This window comes from Stenotrophomonas sp. YJH_SMC_65 (assembly GCF_059369475.1).
In genome coordinates, this window is the sequence record NZ_JCAFSR010000002.1 from 209,863 (window position 1) to 228,005 (window position 18,143).

Sequence of the window (18,143 nt, forward strand, 5' to 3'; positions counted from 1 at the left end):
ATGACCGCGGCGCGGCAGCGCTCGATGTGGGTGGCGGGCCTGTCCACGGTAGTGGAGTGGTACGACTTCACCCTGTACCTGTATTTCGCCACGGTGCTGTCGCGGGTGTTTTTCGGCGGCGGCGAACAGGCGCTGCTGGTCACGCTGGCAGGCTTCGCGGTGTCCTACCTGATGCGCCCGCTGGGCGCGCTGTGCTTCGGCCACCTGGGCGACCGCCTGGGCCGGCGCTGGATGCTGCTGGCTTCGATGGCGTTGATGGCGGCGGCGATGCTGGCCACTGCGTTGCTGCCGACCGCGGCCACCGCAGGTACCACGGCGGGCGTGCTACTGCTGGTATTGCGCTGCGTGATGGCGTTTTCGGTGGGCGGTGAGTACACCGGCGTGGTGGCGTACCTGCTGGAAAGCGCACCGGCGCGGCGGCGTGGCCTGGTGACCTCGCTGGCCTCGGCCGCCAGTGAAGTAGGCGCACTGCTGGCGGTAGCGATCTCGGCGGTCACCGTGGCGCTGCTCGCGCCCGCGCAGCTGGACAGCTGGGGCTGGCGTATTCCGTTCTTCGTCGGCGCTGCGCTGGCACTGGTGATCCTGGTCGCGCGCTCGGGCATGCACGAATCGCCTGAGTTCGAACGCCAGCGCCGCGAAGGCAGCATTCCTGCCACGCCGCTGCGGCATGTGCTGCAGCACCACCCGCTGGCGGTGGCGCGCACCTTCGCGATCTCGGCCTTGGGATCGATCACCTACTACGTGGGCATCACCTATGTGCCTGCGTTCCTGCACGCGCAGGGCCACGATGAGGGCGATGCACTGTGGCTTTCGACAATTGCGGCGGTCGCAGTGATTGCGATCACGCCGCTGTGTGGCGCATTGTCCGACCGCGTCGGGCGGCGGCCGATGCTGCTGGGCCTGACCCTGCTGGCAGCGTTGTTGCCGCTGTCCCTGTTCGCCTGGATGGCACAGGCGCCGCCGTTGGGCATTGCGCTGGCGGCGGTGCTGCTGGCCTGCGTGGCCGGCGGCGTGAGCGCGGTCGCGGCCCCGGCCACGGCCGAGCAGTTCCCCGGCGAAGGGCGGGTGAGTGGGCTGGCACTGGGGGTGACCATGGCCACGGCCTTCTTCGGCGGGGCAACGCCATGGCTGGCGCAATGGTGGGTGGAGCGCAGCGGCTGGGCAGCAGCGCCAGGCGCGATGATCGCGCTGGTGGCGGTGCTGGTGCTGCCGGTGCTGTGGACCCTGCCCGAGACGGTCCCGGGCAGGGCCAAGCGCTAGCGGGTCAGACCTTGAGGGTCTGCTCGATGTCGGCCAGTACCGCGGCCGCATCCACGCCGATGGCGATCGACTGCACCACGTGGCCGTCCCACACGCTGGGACCGAATGCCATGCCTTCCGGCTTGGGAATGGTCATGCCGCGGGCAACGCCGTCGGTGGCCACGCGCACGCTGGCGCGCTCGAACTGGAACAGCTCCGGACGGGTCAGCGCGATGCAGGCGCAGCAGTCGTGCACGACCATGCCCTTGTGGCCGGCCTGCAGGTAGAAGTCCACGTAATCCTGCGACAGCGCACGCACCAGTTCGGCATCGGCACCGCCGATGGCGGCCAGCTTGTCCAGACCGTCACGGTCCATTTCCACGCGGGTGGTCACGTCCAGGCCGATGGCGGTGACCGGCCAGCTGGCAGTGAACACCACGTCGGCCGCTTCGGCATCGCCCCAGATGTTGGCCTCGGCGGCCGGGGTGATGTTGCCGTTGACGTGGAACGCGCCGCCCATGATCACCACGCCGCGCACCAGGCCGGCGATGTCCGGGGCCTGCTGCAGGGCCAGCGCGAGGTTGGTCATGCGGCCGACCGCGACCAGGGTCACTTCGCCCGGATGGGCGCGGACCAGGTCGATGATCAGCTGGTGAGCGGGGCGCGCGTCGGCGGCCACGTCCAGTTCGGCCGGCACCGGGTGGTTGCCCAGGCCGTTGTGGCCGTGGATGTGCACCGGCCAGGCTTCCGGGGTGGCTTCCGGCTGCAGCGGGCCACCGGCACCGCGCGCGACCGGGGCGGCGAAGCCCCAGGCCTGCTTCAGGTACAGCGCGTTGTGCGTGGTCGACTCCACCGAGGCATTGCCGAAGGTGGTGGTGACGCCGATCAGGTCAATCTGGGCGTGCTTGTGCAGGTACAGCAGGGCCAGGGCGTCGTCGACGCCCGGGTCGGTATCGAAAATGACTTTCAGCATGTTGTTGTTCTTCTTCTTCCGTGTGGTGCGGGGGGCGCCGGCGGCCTGGAAGCAGGCAGGCGCGCCCTGCATTGTCCCATCTTCATGACGGGCAGGGCCATTGCCGGGCTGGCAGGCCCATAATGCCCTCCAGTCCAGGCATGGAGCCGCCGAATGTTGATCGTTGCCCTTCTGCTGGTCCTGCTGGTGCTGGGCCTGAACGTGGCGGCTACCGTGGTGATCGTCAGGCGTGATGGCCTGTCGGCGGGTGGCCGCGCGGTGCAGCTGCTGCTGGTCTGGCTGCTGCCGCTGGTCGGCGCCATCCTGTGCCTGGCAGTGGCCACGGCCGATGGCTCAGGCAGCCGGGGGGATGGCGGTGCAAGCCATGACACCTCCGTTGGCTATTCCGGTGACAGCCACAGCCATCACAGCTACAGCAGCTCCGACTGCAGCAGTGATGGTGGTGGGGGGGACGGCGGCAGCTGCGGTGGCGATTGATCAGACGTTTCGGGATGCCGGCCAGCGGCCGGCACTAACCCGCCGAGGTCACGTCCCGGTAGTGCCGGCCACTGGCCGGCAACCTCTTCCCCTCAGCCGCCGCCTTCGGCGGGCAAGCGGCCACGGCACGTTCAGCAGCCCAACCAAGGTCACGTCCCGGTAGTGCCGGCCGCTGGCCGGCAACCAAATCCGCTCAGCCGCCGCCTTCGGCGGGCAAGCGCCCACGGCACGTTCAACAGTCCAACCCAGGGCACGTCCCGGTAGTGCCGGCCGCTGGCCGGCAACCACATCCGCTCAGCCGCCGCCTTCGGTCGGCAAGGGCGCCGGCACGTTCAACAGCCCGCCTGCCGCCACATAGGCGGCCAGGGCCTGGCCCTGGCTGAGCAGATGGCGTTCCATGGTGCGTTCGGCGGCCTGCGCGTCGCGGCGGCGGAAGCACTCCATCAGCTCGCGGTGCTCGGCCAGCGATTGCGCGGTGCGCCCTGGGGTCAGCAGCTGGCGGCCGCGATGCATCTTCAGGATGCGGTGCAGGTCGTGGGTGATGCGGATCAGCCACGGGTTGCCGGCGTAATGCTGCACGGTTTCGTGGATCAGGTAGTTGTTGCGGTAGTACTCGGCGATGTTGCCCTCGGCCGCCGCCGCTTCCATCGCCGCATGCAGGGCCTCCAGCTGTTGCACGCCGGCATCGTCGATGTGCCTCACCGCCTCGTGTGCGCAACGGCCTTCCAGCATGGCCATCACCGGGAACAGCTGGTTGAGGTCTTCCAGCGTCAGCCGGGTGACCCGGCTGCCACGACCGGCATCGATCTGCACCAGGCCTTCGGCTGCCAGCAGCTTCAACGCCTCGCGCAGGGGCGTACGGCTGATACCCAGTTCCTCGCACAGCGCGGGCTCGTCGATCCACTCGCCCGGCGGCAACCGGTAGTCATAGATGCGCTCGCGCACGTGTTCGGCCACCTCTTCGTACAGAGGCGCGCGCTTCTTCGGTGACCGCGGGGCAGGGGCAATGGCCATGCGCAGAGTGTAACGCCAGGTCGCGCCGGCCAGCGGCCGGCACGACCCGATGGCGGCTACATCCAGCCCGGCACCACGAACACCAGCCAGGCCAGCAACGGCCCCAGCGCCACCACCAGACCGCTGTACACCAGGAAGCGACGGAACAGGCTCTCGCGCTCTTCCTTGGCTGCCGAAGCCACCACCAGTGCGCCATTGGTGGAGAACGGGCTGACATCGACGATGGTGGACGACACCGCCAGCGCGCAGATCACGCCAGCGGCGCTGAGGTGACCCTGCATCAGGAACGGCACGGCCAATGGAATCGTTGCGCCGAGCACCGCGGCCGACGAGGCGAATGCGGAGACGATGCCGCCGACGTAGCAGACCAAAAGCGCGCCGAGCAGCGGGATGCCGATGTCGGAGACGCTGTTGCCGATGAAGTCCACCGCGCCGGCATGTTCCAGCACGCCGATGTAGGTCACCACGCCGCAGATCAGCAGCACGGTGGACCAGCTGATGCCGTCAACCGCGCCCTTCTGGCTCTGCGGCGACAGCAGCGCCAGCGCCACCGCCACGGTGATCGAGACCAGGCCGACGTTGAGGTTGTAGATCAGCGCGGCCACGCCCAGGCCGAGCAGGCCGATCAGGGTGAACAACCGCTCGCGGGTCAGGCTGACCTCATCCAGTGCCGCCGGATCGTTGGACAGGGTGCCGCCGCCCGCCGCGACCAGCGCGCCATGGCCTTCGATCGCGAACTGGCGCGAGGATGCCTGCGGCCCACCGGCCATCGCCAGCTCGGCATTGCCGATCGTTCCCGCTGCCGTGATCGAACCGCGACGCAGCAGGGCGATGCCACCGAAGGCGAAGAAGCAGATCGTCGCCATCATGAAGTTGAAGCCCAGGCTGGTCAGGAACACCGCCATCTCGGTCACTTCCAGCCCGGCTTTCTGCACCACGCCATTGGTGATGCTGCCGTACACGCTGATGGGCGAGAAGCCGCCGGCCTGCGCACCATGGATGACCAGCAGGCCCATCATCAGTGGATTGATGTTGTACTGCTTGGCAAAGCGCAGGGCGACCGGGCCGATGATCGCGACCGCGGCCGGGCCCAGAGCGCCGAACGCGGTGAGGACCGCGGTGATCACGAACATCACCCACGGAATGGCCACGATATGGCCGCGCACCGCTTTCACTGCCCAGTGCACCAGCAGGTCGATGGTGCCGTTCTTCTGCGCGATGGCGAACAGGTAGGTGATGCCGACCAGGGTCAGGAACAGATCGCCGGGAAAGCCGGCCAGGACCTCCTTGCCGCCCATGTCGACCCACAGCCCGCCGATGATGAAGGCCAGCGCGAAAGCGACGGCACCCATGTTGATTGGCATCGCGGTGGCGACGATGAACATGATCACCAGACCGATGATCGTTGCGATTTGTGGACTCATGCGCCCTCCCAGACACGTGACTCACGTACAGCGCGGATGGAGACCCGCCATCCCGGGGTAAGGCGACGTACGGCGTGTTGCGTGATACGTACTGCTCGAACCCGTTACCGCAGCCGTTCCAGCGCGCTGCGGACCCATGCCGCCGCGCCTTCAAGGCTCTGGAACTCTTCCACCGCGCGCACCTCGCAGCACGGATAGGCCGGCGCGACCATGCGCGCCAGCGCGTTGCCCGGGCCCAACTGCAGGAATACCCGCGCGCCGCGCTCGAAGGCCTGGCGCATCACCTGCGCCCATTCGATGGTCTGCGCCAGTTGCAACGAAAGCGTGTTGACTGCCGTTGCGCGGTCCCGCACCGGTCGCGCATCGATGCCGGCCAGCAGCGGCAGGCGTGGGGCCTGCAGTGGCGATGCATCGAGTGCGGCAGCGAACGGTGCGACCGCCGCCGCCAGCAATGGTGTGTGTGCGGGCACGCGCACCGGCAGCAGACGGATGTCCGCGCCCTGCGCCCGCGCTGCATCGGCCAGCCGCTGCAACGAGGCGTGCGTGCCGCCCACGATGAAATGGTCCTGCCCGTTGGCGATGGCCACGTGCGCACCGTGCAGATCGCACAGCGGCTGCAGTACATGGCGTTCCAGGCCAAGCACCGCCTGCAGGCCTGCATCGGCGGGGCTGGCGCTGTCCATCAATCGCGCGCGCTGCGCCGCAAGGGCAAGGCAGGTGGCCGCATCGAAGCTGCCGGCAATGGCGTGCGCGGCGAGCTCGCCGATGCTGTAGCCAGCGATCAGCGTCGGCGCTGGCACGCAGTCGCGCAGTCCTTGCCACTGCGCCAGGCTGGCCGCGCACAGCAGCGGTTGCGCCTGCGCATTGTCGAAGCGGTCTTCGGCCCCAGCGGCGGAAAATACATCGCGTCCGAGCACCGTGCTGGCCAGATCAAGGATGTGGCGTGCGGCCGGAAGATCGCGCACGCGTTCGAACATCTCCGCGTGCTGGACGCCTTGGCCGGGGCAGAGCAGGGCAAGGCTCATGCGACCTCCTGCTGCAGCAGGAACCAGGCACAGGCCAGCAGGTCGGCACTGCCGCCGGGGCTCAGCCGGCGTGCGACGAATCCATCACCGATGCTGTGCAGGCGTGCCTGCCAGCCGGGTACGAAGGCGCCACCGGCATCGAGGAAGCCTCGCGCCTGTTGCTGGGCCCAGCGCAGGCCGTTGGCGCCGCCACGGTGCAGCAGGTTGAGGTCATCCACGCACGCGATCAGCTGCACCAGGGTCTGGCACATCGCGGCCTCGCGTGGCAGGTCGCTGGCCAGCGCGTGGCGCAGTGTAGGCAGTGCCACCTCGCGCAGCAGCGGGTAGCCGGCGGCCGCTTGTTCGCGCACACCCTGCACGCCGTGCCGTGCGCGCGCGCGCTGGCCAGGGCTGTTCGCATCAAGTGGTGCGCCGGCGAGCTCGGCAGCCCAGCGGCGCACTTCCTGGCAGACCTGCTCGGCTGCGATGGCACCGCCCGCGCGGCCCCGACAGGCAGCGGAAGCCGCGACCAGCAGGCCAAGGCTGAAGACCGCGCCGCGATGAGTGTTGATGCCGGCGGTCGCGCGCAGCATCGCGATTTCGGCGGAGATGCCACACCGGCGCAAGGCATTGAAGTCCGCCTCGGCTGCACCGAGGCAGGCCACGGCGATGAAGTAGTGGCGCAGCGTGAACAGGCTGCGCAGGAACGTGCCGGCGTCCATGTCGTGGTGGCTGCCGCTGTCGAAGGGGGTGACCAACCCTGGCTTGGGTGCAAGGGCCAGTTCGGCGTGCAGGCTGGCGATGGCGAGGCGCCCCAGACGCGCGCTGTCCACGGCAGCTGGCCTGACCGCCGGTTGCACGAGGGCGTTCACGCGCTCACCCCGGTGGAGGCGAACAACGCATCACGTAGTTCCAGTGCGGCACCATCGAGGCGCTTGACCAGTACCTCGCGGCTGCGCCCGGCGTACTCGCGCCAGTTCACCGCGCCACCATCCACCAGGCACAGTTCGCCATCGACCCGATGCCCGAAGGTGCTTTCCCAGTGCTGCAGGCGCTCGACCAGCAGGTCGGCCTGGCGCGCGTCGCCCACCTGCCACAGCAGGTCGATGTCCGAGCGTGCGTGCACATAGGGCAGACCGCTGAGGTGCTGCCAGGCGAAGGCGCCGAACACGCGGGCCGGTGCAAGCCGCAGCATTGCCTGCAGTGCCGCCTGCCAATCAGCCGGAACGCCGCCGGCGAGAATCTGATCCAGGGCAGGGGGAGGCTGCAGGTGCTGGATGTCCTGCAGGGCCACGCGCAGCGCCAGCCGTTGCTTGCCTTCGCCTGGCGGCAGCGGCACCCCCAGGCGAAGCCGCGGGTCGGGATCATCCGCCGCACTGCGTGCCACCATGGCTGGCAGGCCCTGTGCGAACCATGCTGCCAGGCGCGGTTCGTGTCCAGTCACGTCAGCCCGCCAGTCGGCTTCGGCCGACAGCCAGGCCAGCGTGTGGCGGGCGGGCCGCTCAGGCATCGCCGTGGGCCACCGCAGTCGAAACCGCTGCCGCCAGGGCGCGACCGCCGCGCTGTGCGCCGCGTGCGGCACGTCGGTCGCCTTCGGTGGGTGTGCGCAGGGCCTGCAGCAGGTGCTGGGCAAGGTCGCCTTCCCATAGTGATTCCACCGCACCCATCGCCACGTAGTTGGCCACGCCCGGCGCGAATACCGGCGAGCTCTGGCTGAGCGCCTGCAGCTTCTCCAGCGGTTGCTTGGTCACCCGTGCCATCGCGCGCAGGTCCATCACCCGCACCTGTGCGTCGGGCAGGGCGTGGATGTGGTCGGCCATCAGGCCGAATGACAGGAAGCCACCACTGACCGATTCGCCGTAGACCAGGGTGATCAGGCGCGCACCACGGCGGCGTGCCAGATCGAGCGTCTGCGCGAGATGCGCAAAGTAACCATTGATGCCCAACAGTTCGTCGCGCCGCGCCAGGCGCTGTCCGGCGGTATCCACCAGCATCACGATCGGTCGCTGTGGATGTGCGCCGGTGCTGGCAAGCACGGTTTCGGCCAGTGCCAGTGCGTGGTCCACGCCGACTTCAAGTTTGTCGGCGGTACCGATCACGGTCACCTCGCCATCCTCGGTGGTGGCGCTGCCGGTCAGCACCGAATCGTTCACCGCAATGGCATGCCCATGCGGGAACAGGGCATCGAGCAGGTTCTGCAACGGTAGGCTCATGGCAGGCTCCGGTCGGCGGTGGCGATGAGGAACTCATCGGTGTCGAGCAGCGGTAGTCGCTCGGGGGCTGCGATGCCTTGGCGGGCCCAGATCTCCAGGCCATCGCGGCAATCGCCCCAGGCCTGCACGCGCGCCTTCAATGCCGCATGGCGTTCCTGCAGCGCAGCCAGTGCAGTATCCGGATCGGTGCTACTGGTATCAGGCTGCAGCGCGTTGCTGGCCGCCTGCGCGAAGGCCTCGATGGCATCCGGCACCAGCACCTGTGCCTGGTCGATCAGGTAGCGGTGCTTGCCTCCCGTTACGCGCCAGACCAGCGCGCGATCGCGGGAATCGAACTCTTCCACGCCGCGCACGGTTTCGATCACTTCCGGGCCGGACAGCGACAGGCGCCCCTCTTCGGACATGATGACCGTGCTGCAGCAGCGGGCGACGATGCCCATGCCGCCGAAGGCGCCGTTGCCGCTGCCGATCAGCGCGATCACCGGCACACCCGCTGCACGCGCGTCCAGGGTGGCGCGCATGATCTCGGAAATGGCGATGAGCCCTGCATTGGCTTCGTGCAGGCGCACACCACCGGTGTCCAGCAGCAGAAGCACGCCTTCGGGATGTGTTTCGGCTGCGCGACGCAGCAGCCCGGTCAGTTTGGCACCGTGCACTTCGCCCACGCCGCCGCCCATGAATTCACCCTGCTGCGCGGCCAGCAGCACGCGTCGGCCACGCAGCGTGGCTTCGCCGACAACGATGCCGTCGTCGAACGCCGCGGGCTGGTCGAGCTGTGCCAGGTGCGGGCTCATCATCCGCCGCGCCGGGCCGAGGAATTCTCTGAAGGAACCGGCATCGACCAGGCTGGCGATACGCTCGCGCGCATCGGCTTCGTAGTAGCTGTAGCGCTGCGCCCGGTTCATCGTGGATCTCCAGCACGCAGGGTTTCCACGGCCTGGTCCAGGCGCAGGCTGACCACCGCCGGGGTCGCACCGGCATCGTTGATCGAGATGCGTACATCGCGCAGCGGATGACGCTGTGCGAAGTCGCTGATCACCGCTTGCCACACGCTGCCGAAGCCCTTCGCGGCGGTGATGATGCGCACCGTCATCGCGCCTTCCAGCGCAGCGGGTTCCAGCAGGATTTCCAGGTTGCCCGAGGCCAGCACGCCGACCAGCACCGCTTCGCGCGGGAACTGCACCGCAGTGTGTCCTTCGAATCGATAGTCGAGGGTTTCCATGCTCAGCCCCTTACCAGTTGCGGAAGCGCTTGGGCGGGTCGTACAGACCGCCGGACCAGCGCACCAGGTCCTTCACCGAACGCGCCGCCAGCAGGTCACGGCTGGCATCGCGCACGGAGATGCCAAGGTCATCGGGACGGCGGATCACGCCGCGGTCGCGCAGGTTCTCCACCATCGCGCGGTCGCGCCCCATGCCCACGGCGGTATAGCCGGCCACGCCGCGGATCGCCTGTTCGCGTTCCTCAGGGGTGCGGCACAAAAGCAGGTTGGCGATGCCTTCTTCGGTCAGCACATGGCTGACGTCGTCGCCATAGATCATCACCGGCGGCAGCGGCATCTGCGCGCGCTCGGCCAGTTCCCAGGCATCGAGCCTTTCGACGAAGGCCGGTGCCATGTGCTCGCGGAAGGTTTCCACCACCTGCACCACCAGCTTGCGCCCGCGTGGCATTTCGCCCGGGCGCGCAGCCTGTTGCCCGGCCTTGATCCAGGCCTCGCTGGCATGGCGGCGGCCGCGTGCGTCCGAGCCCATGTTCGGTGCACCGCCGAAGCCGGCGATGCGGTCACGGGTGGCAGTGGAACTGTTGCCCTGTAGGTCGATCTGCAGGGTGGAGCCGATGAACATGTCACAGGCATACAGGCCGGCGGTCTGCGAGAACGCGCGGTTGGAACGCATCGAGCCATCGGCGCCGGTGAAGAACACATCACCTCGCGCGGCGATGTATTTCTCCATGCCCAGTTCCGAACCGAACGAATGCACCGATCTGACGAAGCCCGATTCGATCGCCGGAATCAGTGCCGGGTGGGGGTTCAACGCCCAGTGCTGGCAGATCTTTCCCTTCAGCCCGAGCGATTCGGCGTAGGTGGGGAGCAGCAGTTCGATGGCCGCCGTATCGAAGCCGATGCCATGGTTGAGGCGGTTCACGCCGTACTCGGCGTAGATGCCCTTGATCGCCATCATCGCCATCAACACCTGGATCTCGGAGATCTGCGCCGGGTCGCGGGTGAACAGCGGCTCGATGTGGTTCGGCTTCGGCGCCTGCACCACGAAGTTGACCCAGTCAGCGGGAATGTCGACGCGGGGGAGGGTGTCGACGATCTCGTTGACCTGGGCGATGACGATGCCGCCACCGAAGGCAGTGGCTTCGACGATCACCGGCGTGTCTTCGGTGTTCGGGCCGGTGTACAGGTTGCCGTGCCGGTCTGCGGCCTGCGCGGCGACCAGGGCCACGCGCGGGGTCAGGTCGATGAAGTAGCGGCCGAACAGTTCCAGGTAGGTGTGGATGGCACCGATCTGGATGCGCCCTTCAGCCACCAGGTTGGCCAGGCGCACCGACTGCGGGCCGGAGAACGAGAAGTCCAGTTTCGAAGCGATACCACGCTCGAATACATCCAGATGCGAGGGCAGCGACAGCACCGACTGCACCATGTGCAGGTCGTGCACGCGGGCCGGATCAAGATCGGCCAGGGCCTGGGCGAGGAAATCGGCCTGCTTCTGGTTGTTGCCCTCCAGGCAGACCTTGTCGCCGGGCTCCAGCAGTGCATGCAGCAGCTCGCCTACGTCGCCGGCGGCGACCTCGCGTCCCCGGGCCCACGGCGCGGCACGTTCCAGGCGGGCCTGGCGACTGCGTTCCAACGTATCCCAGCTCGGGTTCATTGACCGGCTTCCGACGGGTGTTGGAATAATTACGGCATAATTACGGCGTAGGGTGCAACCTGCAGTGCAGCAAAAGGAAAGGCCCGCACGGAGACGGGCCCATTCAGGTAGCCCACGACCGTGGTCGTGGCGGAGGGCGTGCCGACCAACGGTCGGCACCCACCTTGCACCCGTCGTTTGCTCAGAACTTCCAGCGCAGGCTGGCCGACACGAAGCGCGGCTCGCCGAAGTTGTTGTAGTCCAGGTTGGCCCAGTAGGTCTTGTCCAGCGCGTTGCGCACGCTCAGCGTCGCGGTCCAGTTGTCGCTGATGCGGTAGTTGGCGTTGAACTGCACCAGCGAATACGCCGGCTGGTTCACCGTCACCGTGCCGCCGAGCGGGTAGGCGATGTTGTAGCCCTGCACCCGGCTCTGCCACTGCAGGCCACCGCCGATGCTCAGTCGCTCCAGTGCGCCACGCAGCTGCAGCTGGGTGTTGAGCTGCAGCAGGTCCTTGGGCGGATTGGCGTACAGCAGGTCGGTGGCGGCGCGGGTCACCTTGACGCGGGTGTAGCCGGCATTGACCGTCCAGCCCGGCAGGATCTCGCCGTTGACGTCCATCTCCCAACCGCGCGCCTTGGTGCCGTTGATGCCGATATAGGCCGAGCTGCCGTCGCTCAGCGTACCTTCCGGCACGCTCATGTCACGCACCGCGTAGTTGTCCTGCTTGGCCTCGAACACCGCCGCATTGGCGGTCAGGCGGCCATCGAACCACTGCGTCTTGATGCCCGCTTCCAGGTTCGAGCCCTGCACCGGTGCCAGCAGGTTCTCGTTGCGGTCCTTGTAGTTTTGCGGATTGAAGATCTCGGTGTAGCTGGCATAGGCCGACACGTTCGGGGTGATCTCGTAGACCAGGCCCACGTACGGAGTGACCTCATCGCTCACCTTGTATGCACCGCTGGTGCCGGTATAGGCGCCGGCAGCGTTGTACGAGCGGCTGAGCGTTTCCCAGCGGCTCAGGCGCGCACCGGCAATCAGCGACAGCGGCTCGGCCAGGCGCAGGCGGGTGGCCAGGTAGACGCCGCTCTGCGTGGTCTTGGCCACGCGGCGTGCGCCGGTGCGGGTGTAGGTCACTTCGGAGATGTCGCCGTTCCAGTTGAACACGTTGGGGATGTAGTAGCAGCGCTCACGCCCGCAGGTCGCCCAGTCGCCCGGGAAGTTCAGCGCCACGGTATTGGTGGTGCCTTCCAGGTCCGACCACTGCGCGCCGACGGTGAGGTCGTGGTCGCGGCCGAACAGCGGGAAGCTGCCGGTCAGGTAGGCATCGACATTGCGGCGGGTGTCCTTCGAATCACCGGCGGCCGCGCGCAGGTAGATGCCCGCGCCGGTCACCGGGTCCGGGTTGCCGGTGCCGTACAGGCGCACGTTCTGCACGTTGCCGCGGGTGTAGGCGGTGTTGATCTTCAGCAGCCAGTGGTCGCCGAAACGCTGTTCCAGGTTGGCGAAGGCGGTATTGCTTTCGCGCTTCCAGTAGCTCCACTTCGGCGACAGGTTGGTCGAGCGCGCCAGATGGGCGAAGTTGCCCTGGTTGTCGAAGAACGCCACGGTGCCCCAGGTCGAACCGGTCGGGTTGTTGTCCTGGGTCTGGTAGCCGACGGTAACCGTGGTGCTGTCGGTGACATCGCCTTCCAGCACCGCCATGCCGGCCATCTTGTTTTCCTTGTAGCGGTCGTAATACAGGCCACGATCGGTGTAGGCGGCGACCACGCGGCTGCGGAAGCGGCCGTCGGCGGTCAGCGGCGCGGTTACGTCGGCTTCCATGCGGCGGTAGTCCCAGCTACCGGCGCTGACCGCGAACGACGCGTCGAATTCCTTGCCGGGGCGCTTGCGCAGCAGGTTGACCGTGGCCGACGGCACGCCGGCGCCGCTGAGCAGGCCGTTGGCACCGCGGATCACTTCGATGCGGTCGTAGAAAGCGGTGTCGTACTCCTGGTTGGTCGAGCCGCTGTAGGTGGGAATGCCGTCGACCTGGAAGTCGGTGATGGCGAAGCCGCGCGCGTAGTACAGCGGGCGTTGCGTGTCATAGAAGGACACGCTGACGCCGGTCACGTTGCGCATCACATCGTTGATGCTGAACAGCGATTCGTCCTGCAGGCGCTGCAGGCTGATCGCGGTGGCCGACTGCGGGGTTTCCTGCAGGGTGATCGGCAGGCGCGTGGTACTGGCCGGCGGCGCCGACTGTTCGGCACGCACGCTCACCCGGTCCAGGGTCTTGGCGTCGGCAGCGCCATCAGTGGCGGCGAACGCGCTGGGCGCGGCCAGCAGGGTCAAAGACGAAAGCAGGGCAGCCGGCAGCAGCGCGCGGCGGGGCAGGCGGTTATCGAAGGTCAGGCACATGGTGGGCTCGAAGCGTGGAGGCGGGGAGGGGCGGCAACAGTCGTCCAGCACCCGGGGCGGCGGCTTCGGGCACGGTCAGGTCCGTCTGGGGCGAGGCGCGGTCACTGCGCAGGACGCAAATGTAAATAATTCTTAACAACATTACAATTCGCGTCATTGTGCGCAGGGTTCCCGGCACGGGGCATCGCTTTCTGTAGAGCCGAGCCATGCTCGGCTGCTTTTTGCCGGAGCCGAGCATGGGCTCGGCTCTACAGGCGGTAGCCTGCACAAACGCAAACGGCCACCCGAAGGTGGCCGTCCGTCTGCATCGAAGGGAACCTGCGGGCTTACAGCGCCTGCAGTTCCTCGTTGGCGTTGCGCTTTTCCTTGGCCGGCGCCGGAACCGCCGCCGGAGCGGGCGATGCCGCGTTCGCGTCCACCGGCACCTCCAGGTAGGGCAGCTGCAGGGTCTGGCTGGTCAGCGTGCGGATCTCGTTGACCAGCGCGGCGCTGTCGTTGAGCTTGCGCCCGTACGACGGCACGATCTCGCGCAGGCGGGTTTCCCAGCCGGCCTTCATCTGCTCCGGGAAGGCCTTGGCCATCAGGTCAAGCATGATCGGCGGCGAGGTCGACGCGCCCGGCGACGCGCCGAGCAGGGCGGCGAGGGTGTGGTCCTTGTCGGTCACGATCTCGGTACCGAACTGCAGCACCGGGCCCTTCAGCGGATCGCGCTTGATGATCTGCACGCGCTGGCCGGCGGTGACCAGCTTCCAGTCACCCGGCTTGGCATTGGGGAAGTACTTGACCAGTTCGGCCTGGCGGTCGGCATCGTTCAGGCGCGCCTGTCCCATCAGGTACTGCACCAGGTCCAGGTTGTCCTTGCCCACTTCCAGCATCGGGCCAACGTTGTTGTGGGTGACCGAGGAATACAGGTCCCACCACGAGCCGTGCTTGAGGAACTTGGTGCTGTACAGCGCGAACGGCCCGAACAGGACCACCGGCTTGCCGTCCAGCTTGCGTGCATCCAGGTGCGGCACCGACATCGGCGGCGAACCGGTTTCGGCCATGCCGTAGGCCTTCACCCCATGGCGCGAGGTCACGTCCTGGCCCTGGAAGGCGAGGAACTGGCCGCCGACCGGGAAGCCGGCGTAGTCCTTCGATTCCGGAATGCCCGACATCTGCAGCAGCTTCAGTGCGGCGCCACCGGCACCGATGAACACGAAGCGGGCGTGGGTGGTGGATTCGGTGCCGGCCTTGAGGTCCTTCACCGTCACGTTCCAGCTCTTGTCGGCGTTCTGCCGCAGCGCGCTCACTTCATGGTTCAGGTGCAGGCTGAAGTTCGGGCTGCGCTGCAGGCCGGCGGTCAGCTGGCGGGTGATCACGCCGAAGTTGACGTCGGTGCCCAGCGGCATCCAGGTTGCGGCAACCTTCTGCTTCGGGTCACGGCCTTCCATCAGCAGCGGGGCCCACTGCTTGATCTGGGCCGGATCCTCGGAGTACTGCATGCCGTAGAACAGCGGATTCTTGACCAGGGCCTGCTGGCGCTTGTGCAGGTAGGCGATGTTGTCATCGCCCCAGACGAAGCTCATGTGCGGGGTCGGGTTGATGAAGTCGCTGGGCTGGCTCAGCCGGCCCTCCTTCACCTGGTGCGACCAGAACTGGCGCGAGACCTCGAACGATTCGGCGATGCCGACCGCGCGCTTGGTCTCGATGCTGCCGTCGGGCAGTTCCGGGGTGTAGTTCAGTTCGGCGAACGCCGAGTGGCCGGTGCCGGCGTTGTTCCAGCCATCGGAGCTTTCACCGGCGACGCCGTCGAGGCGTTCGTAGACCTGGATGTTCCAGTCCGGCTGCAGCTCCTGCAGGTAGGTGGCCAGGGTGATGCTCATGATGCCGGCGCCGACCAGCACAACATCGACGGGCTTGTCGTTGCTGGCGGCAGGCACCGAGCGCTGGGTCAGCGGCCAGTACAGGAACAGCGCGGCGGCCAGCAACAGCAGCACGAGCAGGGCGAGAAGAGCCTTGCCAAATTTCTTCATGGGGGCGGGATCGTTGGCGGAGGGGAAGGGGTCAGGATGCGCGTGGGGCAGGGAAAGGGCGTGAAGAAACAACGCCTTGCATCATCCGCCGATGATTCTAACCGGATCCGGTCCTTTTTTGATGCAACGCAGCATCCGACGTTTCGCGGTGCTGCCACATGGGCGGCAGGCGATGCCCGGCGACGGTGGGATCAGACCAGCTCAAGGATCTCGTCGCCAGCCTCATCGACCCCGCCGGTCGGGCGCCAGCCCAGGCGGCGGTAGAAGCCGTGCGAGCGCGAACGCGGGTCGGCCGAGCAGGCCAGGAACAGCCGCCGGTGGCCGGCATCGCGGGTCAGGCTGACCACTTCCTGCAGCAGCTGGCGGCCGATGCCGCGGCCCTCGTAGTCCGGCAGCAGGGCCAGCACCAGCACCTCGCCGCTGTCGCGGTCGGCGAAGCAGTAGCCGGCCATGCGCTCGCCCTCCCAGGCGACGCGGCCGATCGAATCGCCCTGGGCGATGCCGGCGGCCCAGCTGTCCACAGTGATGCCCAGCTGGGCCAGCTGCTCGGCGCTGAAGGCGTTCTCGCGGGTGCGCCCACGCAGGTCGATGCAGGCAGCGGCATCCTCGGGGCGGGCGTCGCGCAGGTACACGGGCATGCCGGACATCCTTGTAATGGTCGGCCCGCCAGTATCCGCATCGCGCATGGACCCGGTGTGTAGGCTTGATGGAGATCCGATGGAGCCCCGAAAAAGGGGACGGAGGGGATTAAGCCGTATTTGCCTTGGATGTCGTATTGGCCTTAAGCGACTTAATCCCCTCCGTCCCCTTTTTGCGCTGTGCGTCAGCGCTTGCGCCGGATCAATGCCGAGGATGCATCCAGCACGGCGCGGGTCAGCAGGGCCATGGTCTGCACGTCGCCCTTCCAGTGCTGCCAGTACAGCGGCACGTCTTCCCACGCGCGCTGGCGTACGTAGACCAGGCGGCCGGCGTCCAGGTGCCGCTTGACCAGCGGCAGCGGATTCATCGTCCAGCCCATGCCGCCCAGGTTGGCCTGCACAAAGGCGCGGGTGGAGGGGATCCACCAGGTCGGTGCGGTGCTGGGCAGGTCATCGCCGGCCATGCGCCGGGCGAAGCGCGACTGCATGTCGTCCTTGCGGTTGAACACCAGTACCGGTGCCTGCGCCAGTGCCTGCGCGGTCACTCCCTTGGCGAAGTGGCGTTCGCGGAATTCAGGAGTACAGGTCGCTGCATAGCGGATGCTGCCCAGCGCGTGGATCTGGCAGCCCTGCACCGGCTCGTCCAGCGTGGTCACCGCACCCAGCACCGTGCCCTGTCGCAGCAGTTCGACGGTGTGGTCCTGGTCCTCCACGCGCAGGTCCAGGGTGGTCCCGGTGCCCTGCGCGAACTGCGCCGCGGCCTGCGGAAACCAGGTTTCCAGGCTGTCGTGGTTCACTGCCACCGGGATGCTGGCCTGGGGCAGGTCCTCATCCGCCAGGCCCATGCGGTGCAGCGCATCGTGTTCCAGCAGGGCGGTCTGCTCGGCCAGCTGCACCAGCAGCTGGCCCTCGGCGGTCGCGGTGGCCGGGGTGCCACGCTTGACCAGCAGGCGGCCGATCCGGTCCTCCAGTGCCTTGACCCGCTGCGAGATGGCCGAGGGCGTGACATTCAGCGATTGCGCGGCGCGGTCGAAGCTGCCTTCGCGGATCACCGCGGCCAGGGCGCGCAGCTGGGCGTGATCGATGCGCATCGAATTAAGCTCCGCTAATGTTGGTTTAGGAAGTTTAGCTCGTCTTTTCCATGTTGCGGCGCGACAATGGCGCCCGTTCCGGTGCTGTCCGCCTTCGCGAGGCACCGTCCCCCAAGCAATACAAGGCAGTGAATCCCATGTTCTCGGTCATCTCGGCCAGCACCGGCCTCGGTGCCTGGTTCTCTGGTGCAGCCACCGGCATCGGCCTGTTCGCCGTGGTCGGGGCCCAGAGCGCCTTCATTCTGCGCCAGGGCATCCTGCGCAAGCACATCGTGCCGGTGGTCGCCACCTGCGCGGCCATCGATGCCATCTTCATCTTCGCCAGCGTGGCCGGCCTGCGCACGCTCACCTCGGCGCTGCCGTGGCTGACCACCGCCGTGCTGTGGACCGGTGTCGCGTTCCTGGCCTGGTATGCGATGAAGTCGGCACGCCGTGCGATCGCCGGCGGCGGTGGCATGGGCGAGGCCGACAGCGACGACGGCAGCCGCCGCGCGGTGCTGATGGCCGCGGTCGGCTTCTCGCTGATCAACCCGCACTTCTGGCTGGACATGATGGTGATCGGCTCCATCGCCGAGAACTTCGGCAATGCCCGCATGGCCTTCGCTGCGGGCGTGGTCACGGCCAGCTGCCTGTGGCTGACCGCGCAGGGCCTTGGCGCACGCCTGCTGGCGCCGCTGTTCACCAAGCCCAGCACCTGGCGCGTGCTCGACGGCACCATCGCCGTGATCCTCAGCATCCTGGCCCTCATGTTGGCGGTGCGCGGGGTCCACTGACCCGGCGCACGCCCCCCGAACCCACGTCCTGA

Annotated in this window: 17 protein-coding genes; 3 read left to right on the forward strand and 14 right to left on the reverse strand. The window is 67.6% G+C overall.

What is annotated here, in order from left to right; all coding sequences use genetic code 11:
- Nucleotides 1-1,260, forward strand: coding sequence for an MFS transporter (locus AC5P7A_RS04005; protein WP_075076132.1), 1,260 nt, complete (start codon nt 1-3; stop codon nt 1,258-1,260).
- A gap of 4 nt (nt 1,261-1,264) precedes the next feature.
- Here the strand turns inward: AC5P7A_RS04005 and AC5P7A_RS04010 are convergent, their stop codons facing one another.
- Nucleotides 1,265-2,212, reverse strand: a complete 948-nt coding sequence (locus AC5P7A_RS04010; protein WP_111205861.1) for a nucleoside hydrolase — start codon at nt 2,210-2,212, stop codon at nt 1,265-1,267.
- A 153-nt stretch (nt 2,213-2,365) separates the two neighbouring features.
- On the opposite strand from AC5P7A_RS04010, the gene AC5P7A_RS04015 reads away from it, so the two are divergent.
- Nucleotides 2,366-2,689, forward strand: coding sequence for a hypothetical protein (locus AC5P7A_RS04015; RefSeq protein ID WP_049441165.1), 324 nt, complete (start codon nt 2,366-2,368; stop codon nt 2,687-2,689).
- Between the two features lie 294 nt (nt 2,690-2,983).
- Here AC5P7A_RS04015 and AC5P7A_RS04020 read toward each other — a convergent pair whose 3' ends face one another.
- The 13 genes from AC5P7A_RS04020 to AC5P7A_RS04080 all read right to left on the reverse strand — a co-directional run bounded on the left by AC5P7A_RS04020 (nt 2,984) and on the right by AC5P7A_RS04080 (nt 17,338).
- Nucleotides 2,984-3,703, reverse strand: a complete 720-nt coding sequence (locus AC5P7A_RS04020; RefSeq protein WP_049441166.1) for a GntR family transcriptional regulator — start codon at nt 3,701-3,703, stop codon at nt 2,984-2,986.
- A 56-nt stretch (nt 3,704-3,759) separates the two neighbouring features.
- A complete protein-coding gene (locus tag AC5P7A_RS04025; protein WP_134808615.1) occupies nt 3,760-5,127 on the reverse strand; it encodes an SLC13 family permease in 1,368 nt (455 codons plus the stop codon).
- A gap of 104 nt (nt 5,128-5,231) precedes the next feature.
- Nucleotides 5,232-6,152: a malonate decarboxylase subunit epsilon gene (gene mdcH / locus AC5P7A_RS04030; protein WP_495219908.1), complete on the reverse strand. Its 921-nt coding sequence runs from the start codon at nt 6,150-6,152 to the stop codon at nt 5,232-5,234.
- The gene (mdcB, locus tag AC5P7A_RS04035) at nt 6,149-6,964 is read right to left on the reverse strand and encodes a triphosphoribosyl-dephospho-CoA synthase MdcB (protein ID WP_080355777.1); all 816 of its coding nucleotides are present in this window, start codon (nt 6,962-6,964) and stop codon (nt 6,149-6,151) included. Before mdcB ends, mdcH begins: the two co-directional genes overlap by 4 nt.
- Nucleotides 6,965-6,999: 35 nt before the next feature.
- The gene (gene mdcG / locus AC5P7A_RS04040; RefSeq protein ID WP_111205850.1) at nt 7,000-7,641 is read right to left on the reverse strand and encodes a malonate decarboxylase holo-[acyl-carrier-protein] synthase; all 642 of its coding nucleotides are present in this window, start codon (nt 7,639-7,641) and stop codon (nt 7,000-7,002) included.
- Entirely contained in the window at nt 7,634-8,344 is a 711-nt protein-coding gene (gene mdcE / locus AC5P7A_RS04045; protein WP_495219909.1) for a biotin-independent malonate decarboxylase subunit gamma, read from the reverse strand. Before mdcE ends, mdcG begins: the two co-directional genes overlap by 8 nt.
- The gene (locus AC5P7A_RS04050) at nt 8,341-9,249 is read right to left on the reverse strand and encodes a biotin-independent malonate decarboxylase subunit beta (RefSeq protein WP_049441173.1); all 909 of its coding nucleotides are present in this window, start codon (nt 9,247-9,249) and stop codon (nt 8,341-8,343) included. The genes mdcE and AC5P7A_RS04050 overlap by 4 nt, the downstream gene beginning before the upstream one ends.
- Nucleotides 9,246-9,566, reverse strand: coding sequence for a malonate decarboxylase acyl carrier protein (gene mdcC, locus AC5P7A_RS04055; protein ID WP_049441175.1), 321 nt, complete (start codon nt 9,564-9,566; stop codon nt 9,246-9,248). Before mdcC ends, AC5P7A_RS04050 begins: the two co-directional genes overlap by 4 nt.
- 10 nt (nt 9,567-9,576) lie before the next feature.
- Nucleotides 9,577-11,220, reverse strand: coding sequence for a malonate decarboxylase subunit alpha (gene mdcA, locus AC5P7A_RS04060; RefSeq protein ID WP_049441177.1), 1,644 nt, complete (start codon nt 11,218-11,220; stop codon nt 9,577-9,579).
- A gap of 181 nt (nt 11,221-11,401) precedes the next feature.
- Complete coding sequence (locus AC5P7A_RS04065) at nt 11,402-13,594, reverse strand: TonB-dependent siderophore receptor (RefSeq protein WP_075076127.1); 2,193 nt, start codon at nt 13,592-13,594, stop codon at nt 11,402-11,404.
- Nucleotides 13,595-13,920: 326 nt separating this feature from the next.
- Nucleotides 13,921-15,609: a malate dehydrogenase (quinone) gene (gene mqo, locus AC5P7A_RS04070; RefSeq protein ID WP_046429482.1), complete on the reverse strand. Its 1,689-nt coding sequence runs from the start codon at nt 15,607-15,609 to the stop codon at nt 13,921-13,923.
- Nucleotides 15,610-15,800: 191 nt separating this feature from the next.
- The gene (locus tag AC5P7A_RS04075) at nt 15,801-16,247 is read right to left on the reverse strand and encodes a GNAT family N-acetyltransferase (protein WP_014646343.1); all 447 of its coding nucleotides are present in this window, start codon (nt 16,245-16,247) and stop codon (nt 15,801-15,803) included.
- A 185-nt stretch (nt 16,248-16,432) separates the two neighbouring features.
- Nucleotides 16,433-17,338 (reverse strand): LysR family transcriptional regulator ArgP, encoded by a 906-nt coding sequence (locus tag AC5P7A_RS04080; protein WP_049441179.1) that lies wholly within the window; start codon nt 17,336-17,338, stop codon nt 16,433-16,435.
- Between the two features lie 137 nt (nt 17,339-17,475).
- On the opposite strand from AC5P7A_RS04080, the gene AC5P7A_RS04085 reads away from it, so the two are divergent.
- Nucleotides 17,476-18,111 carry a LysE/ArgO family amino acid transporter gene (locus tag AC5P7A_RS04085; protein WP_005415673.1) on the forward strand — a complete coding sequence of 212 codons (636 nt, stop codon included), beginning with the start codon at nt 17,476-17,478 and terminating at the stop codon, nt 18,109-18,111.
- Nucleotides 18,112-18,143 lie beyond the last annotated feature (32 nt).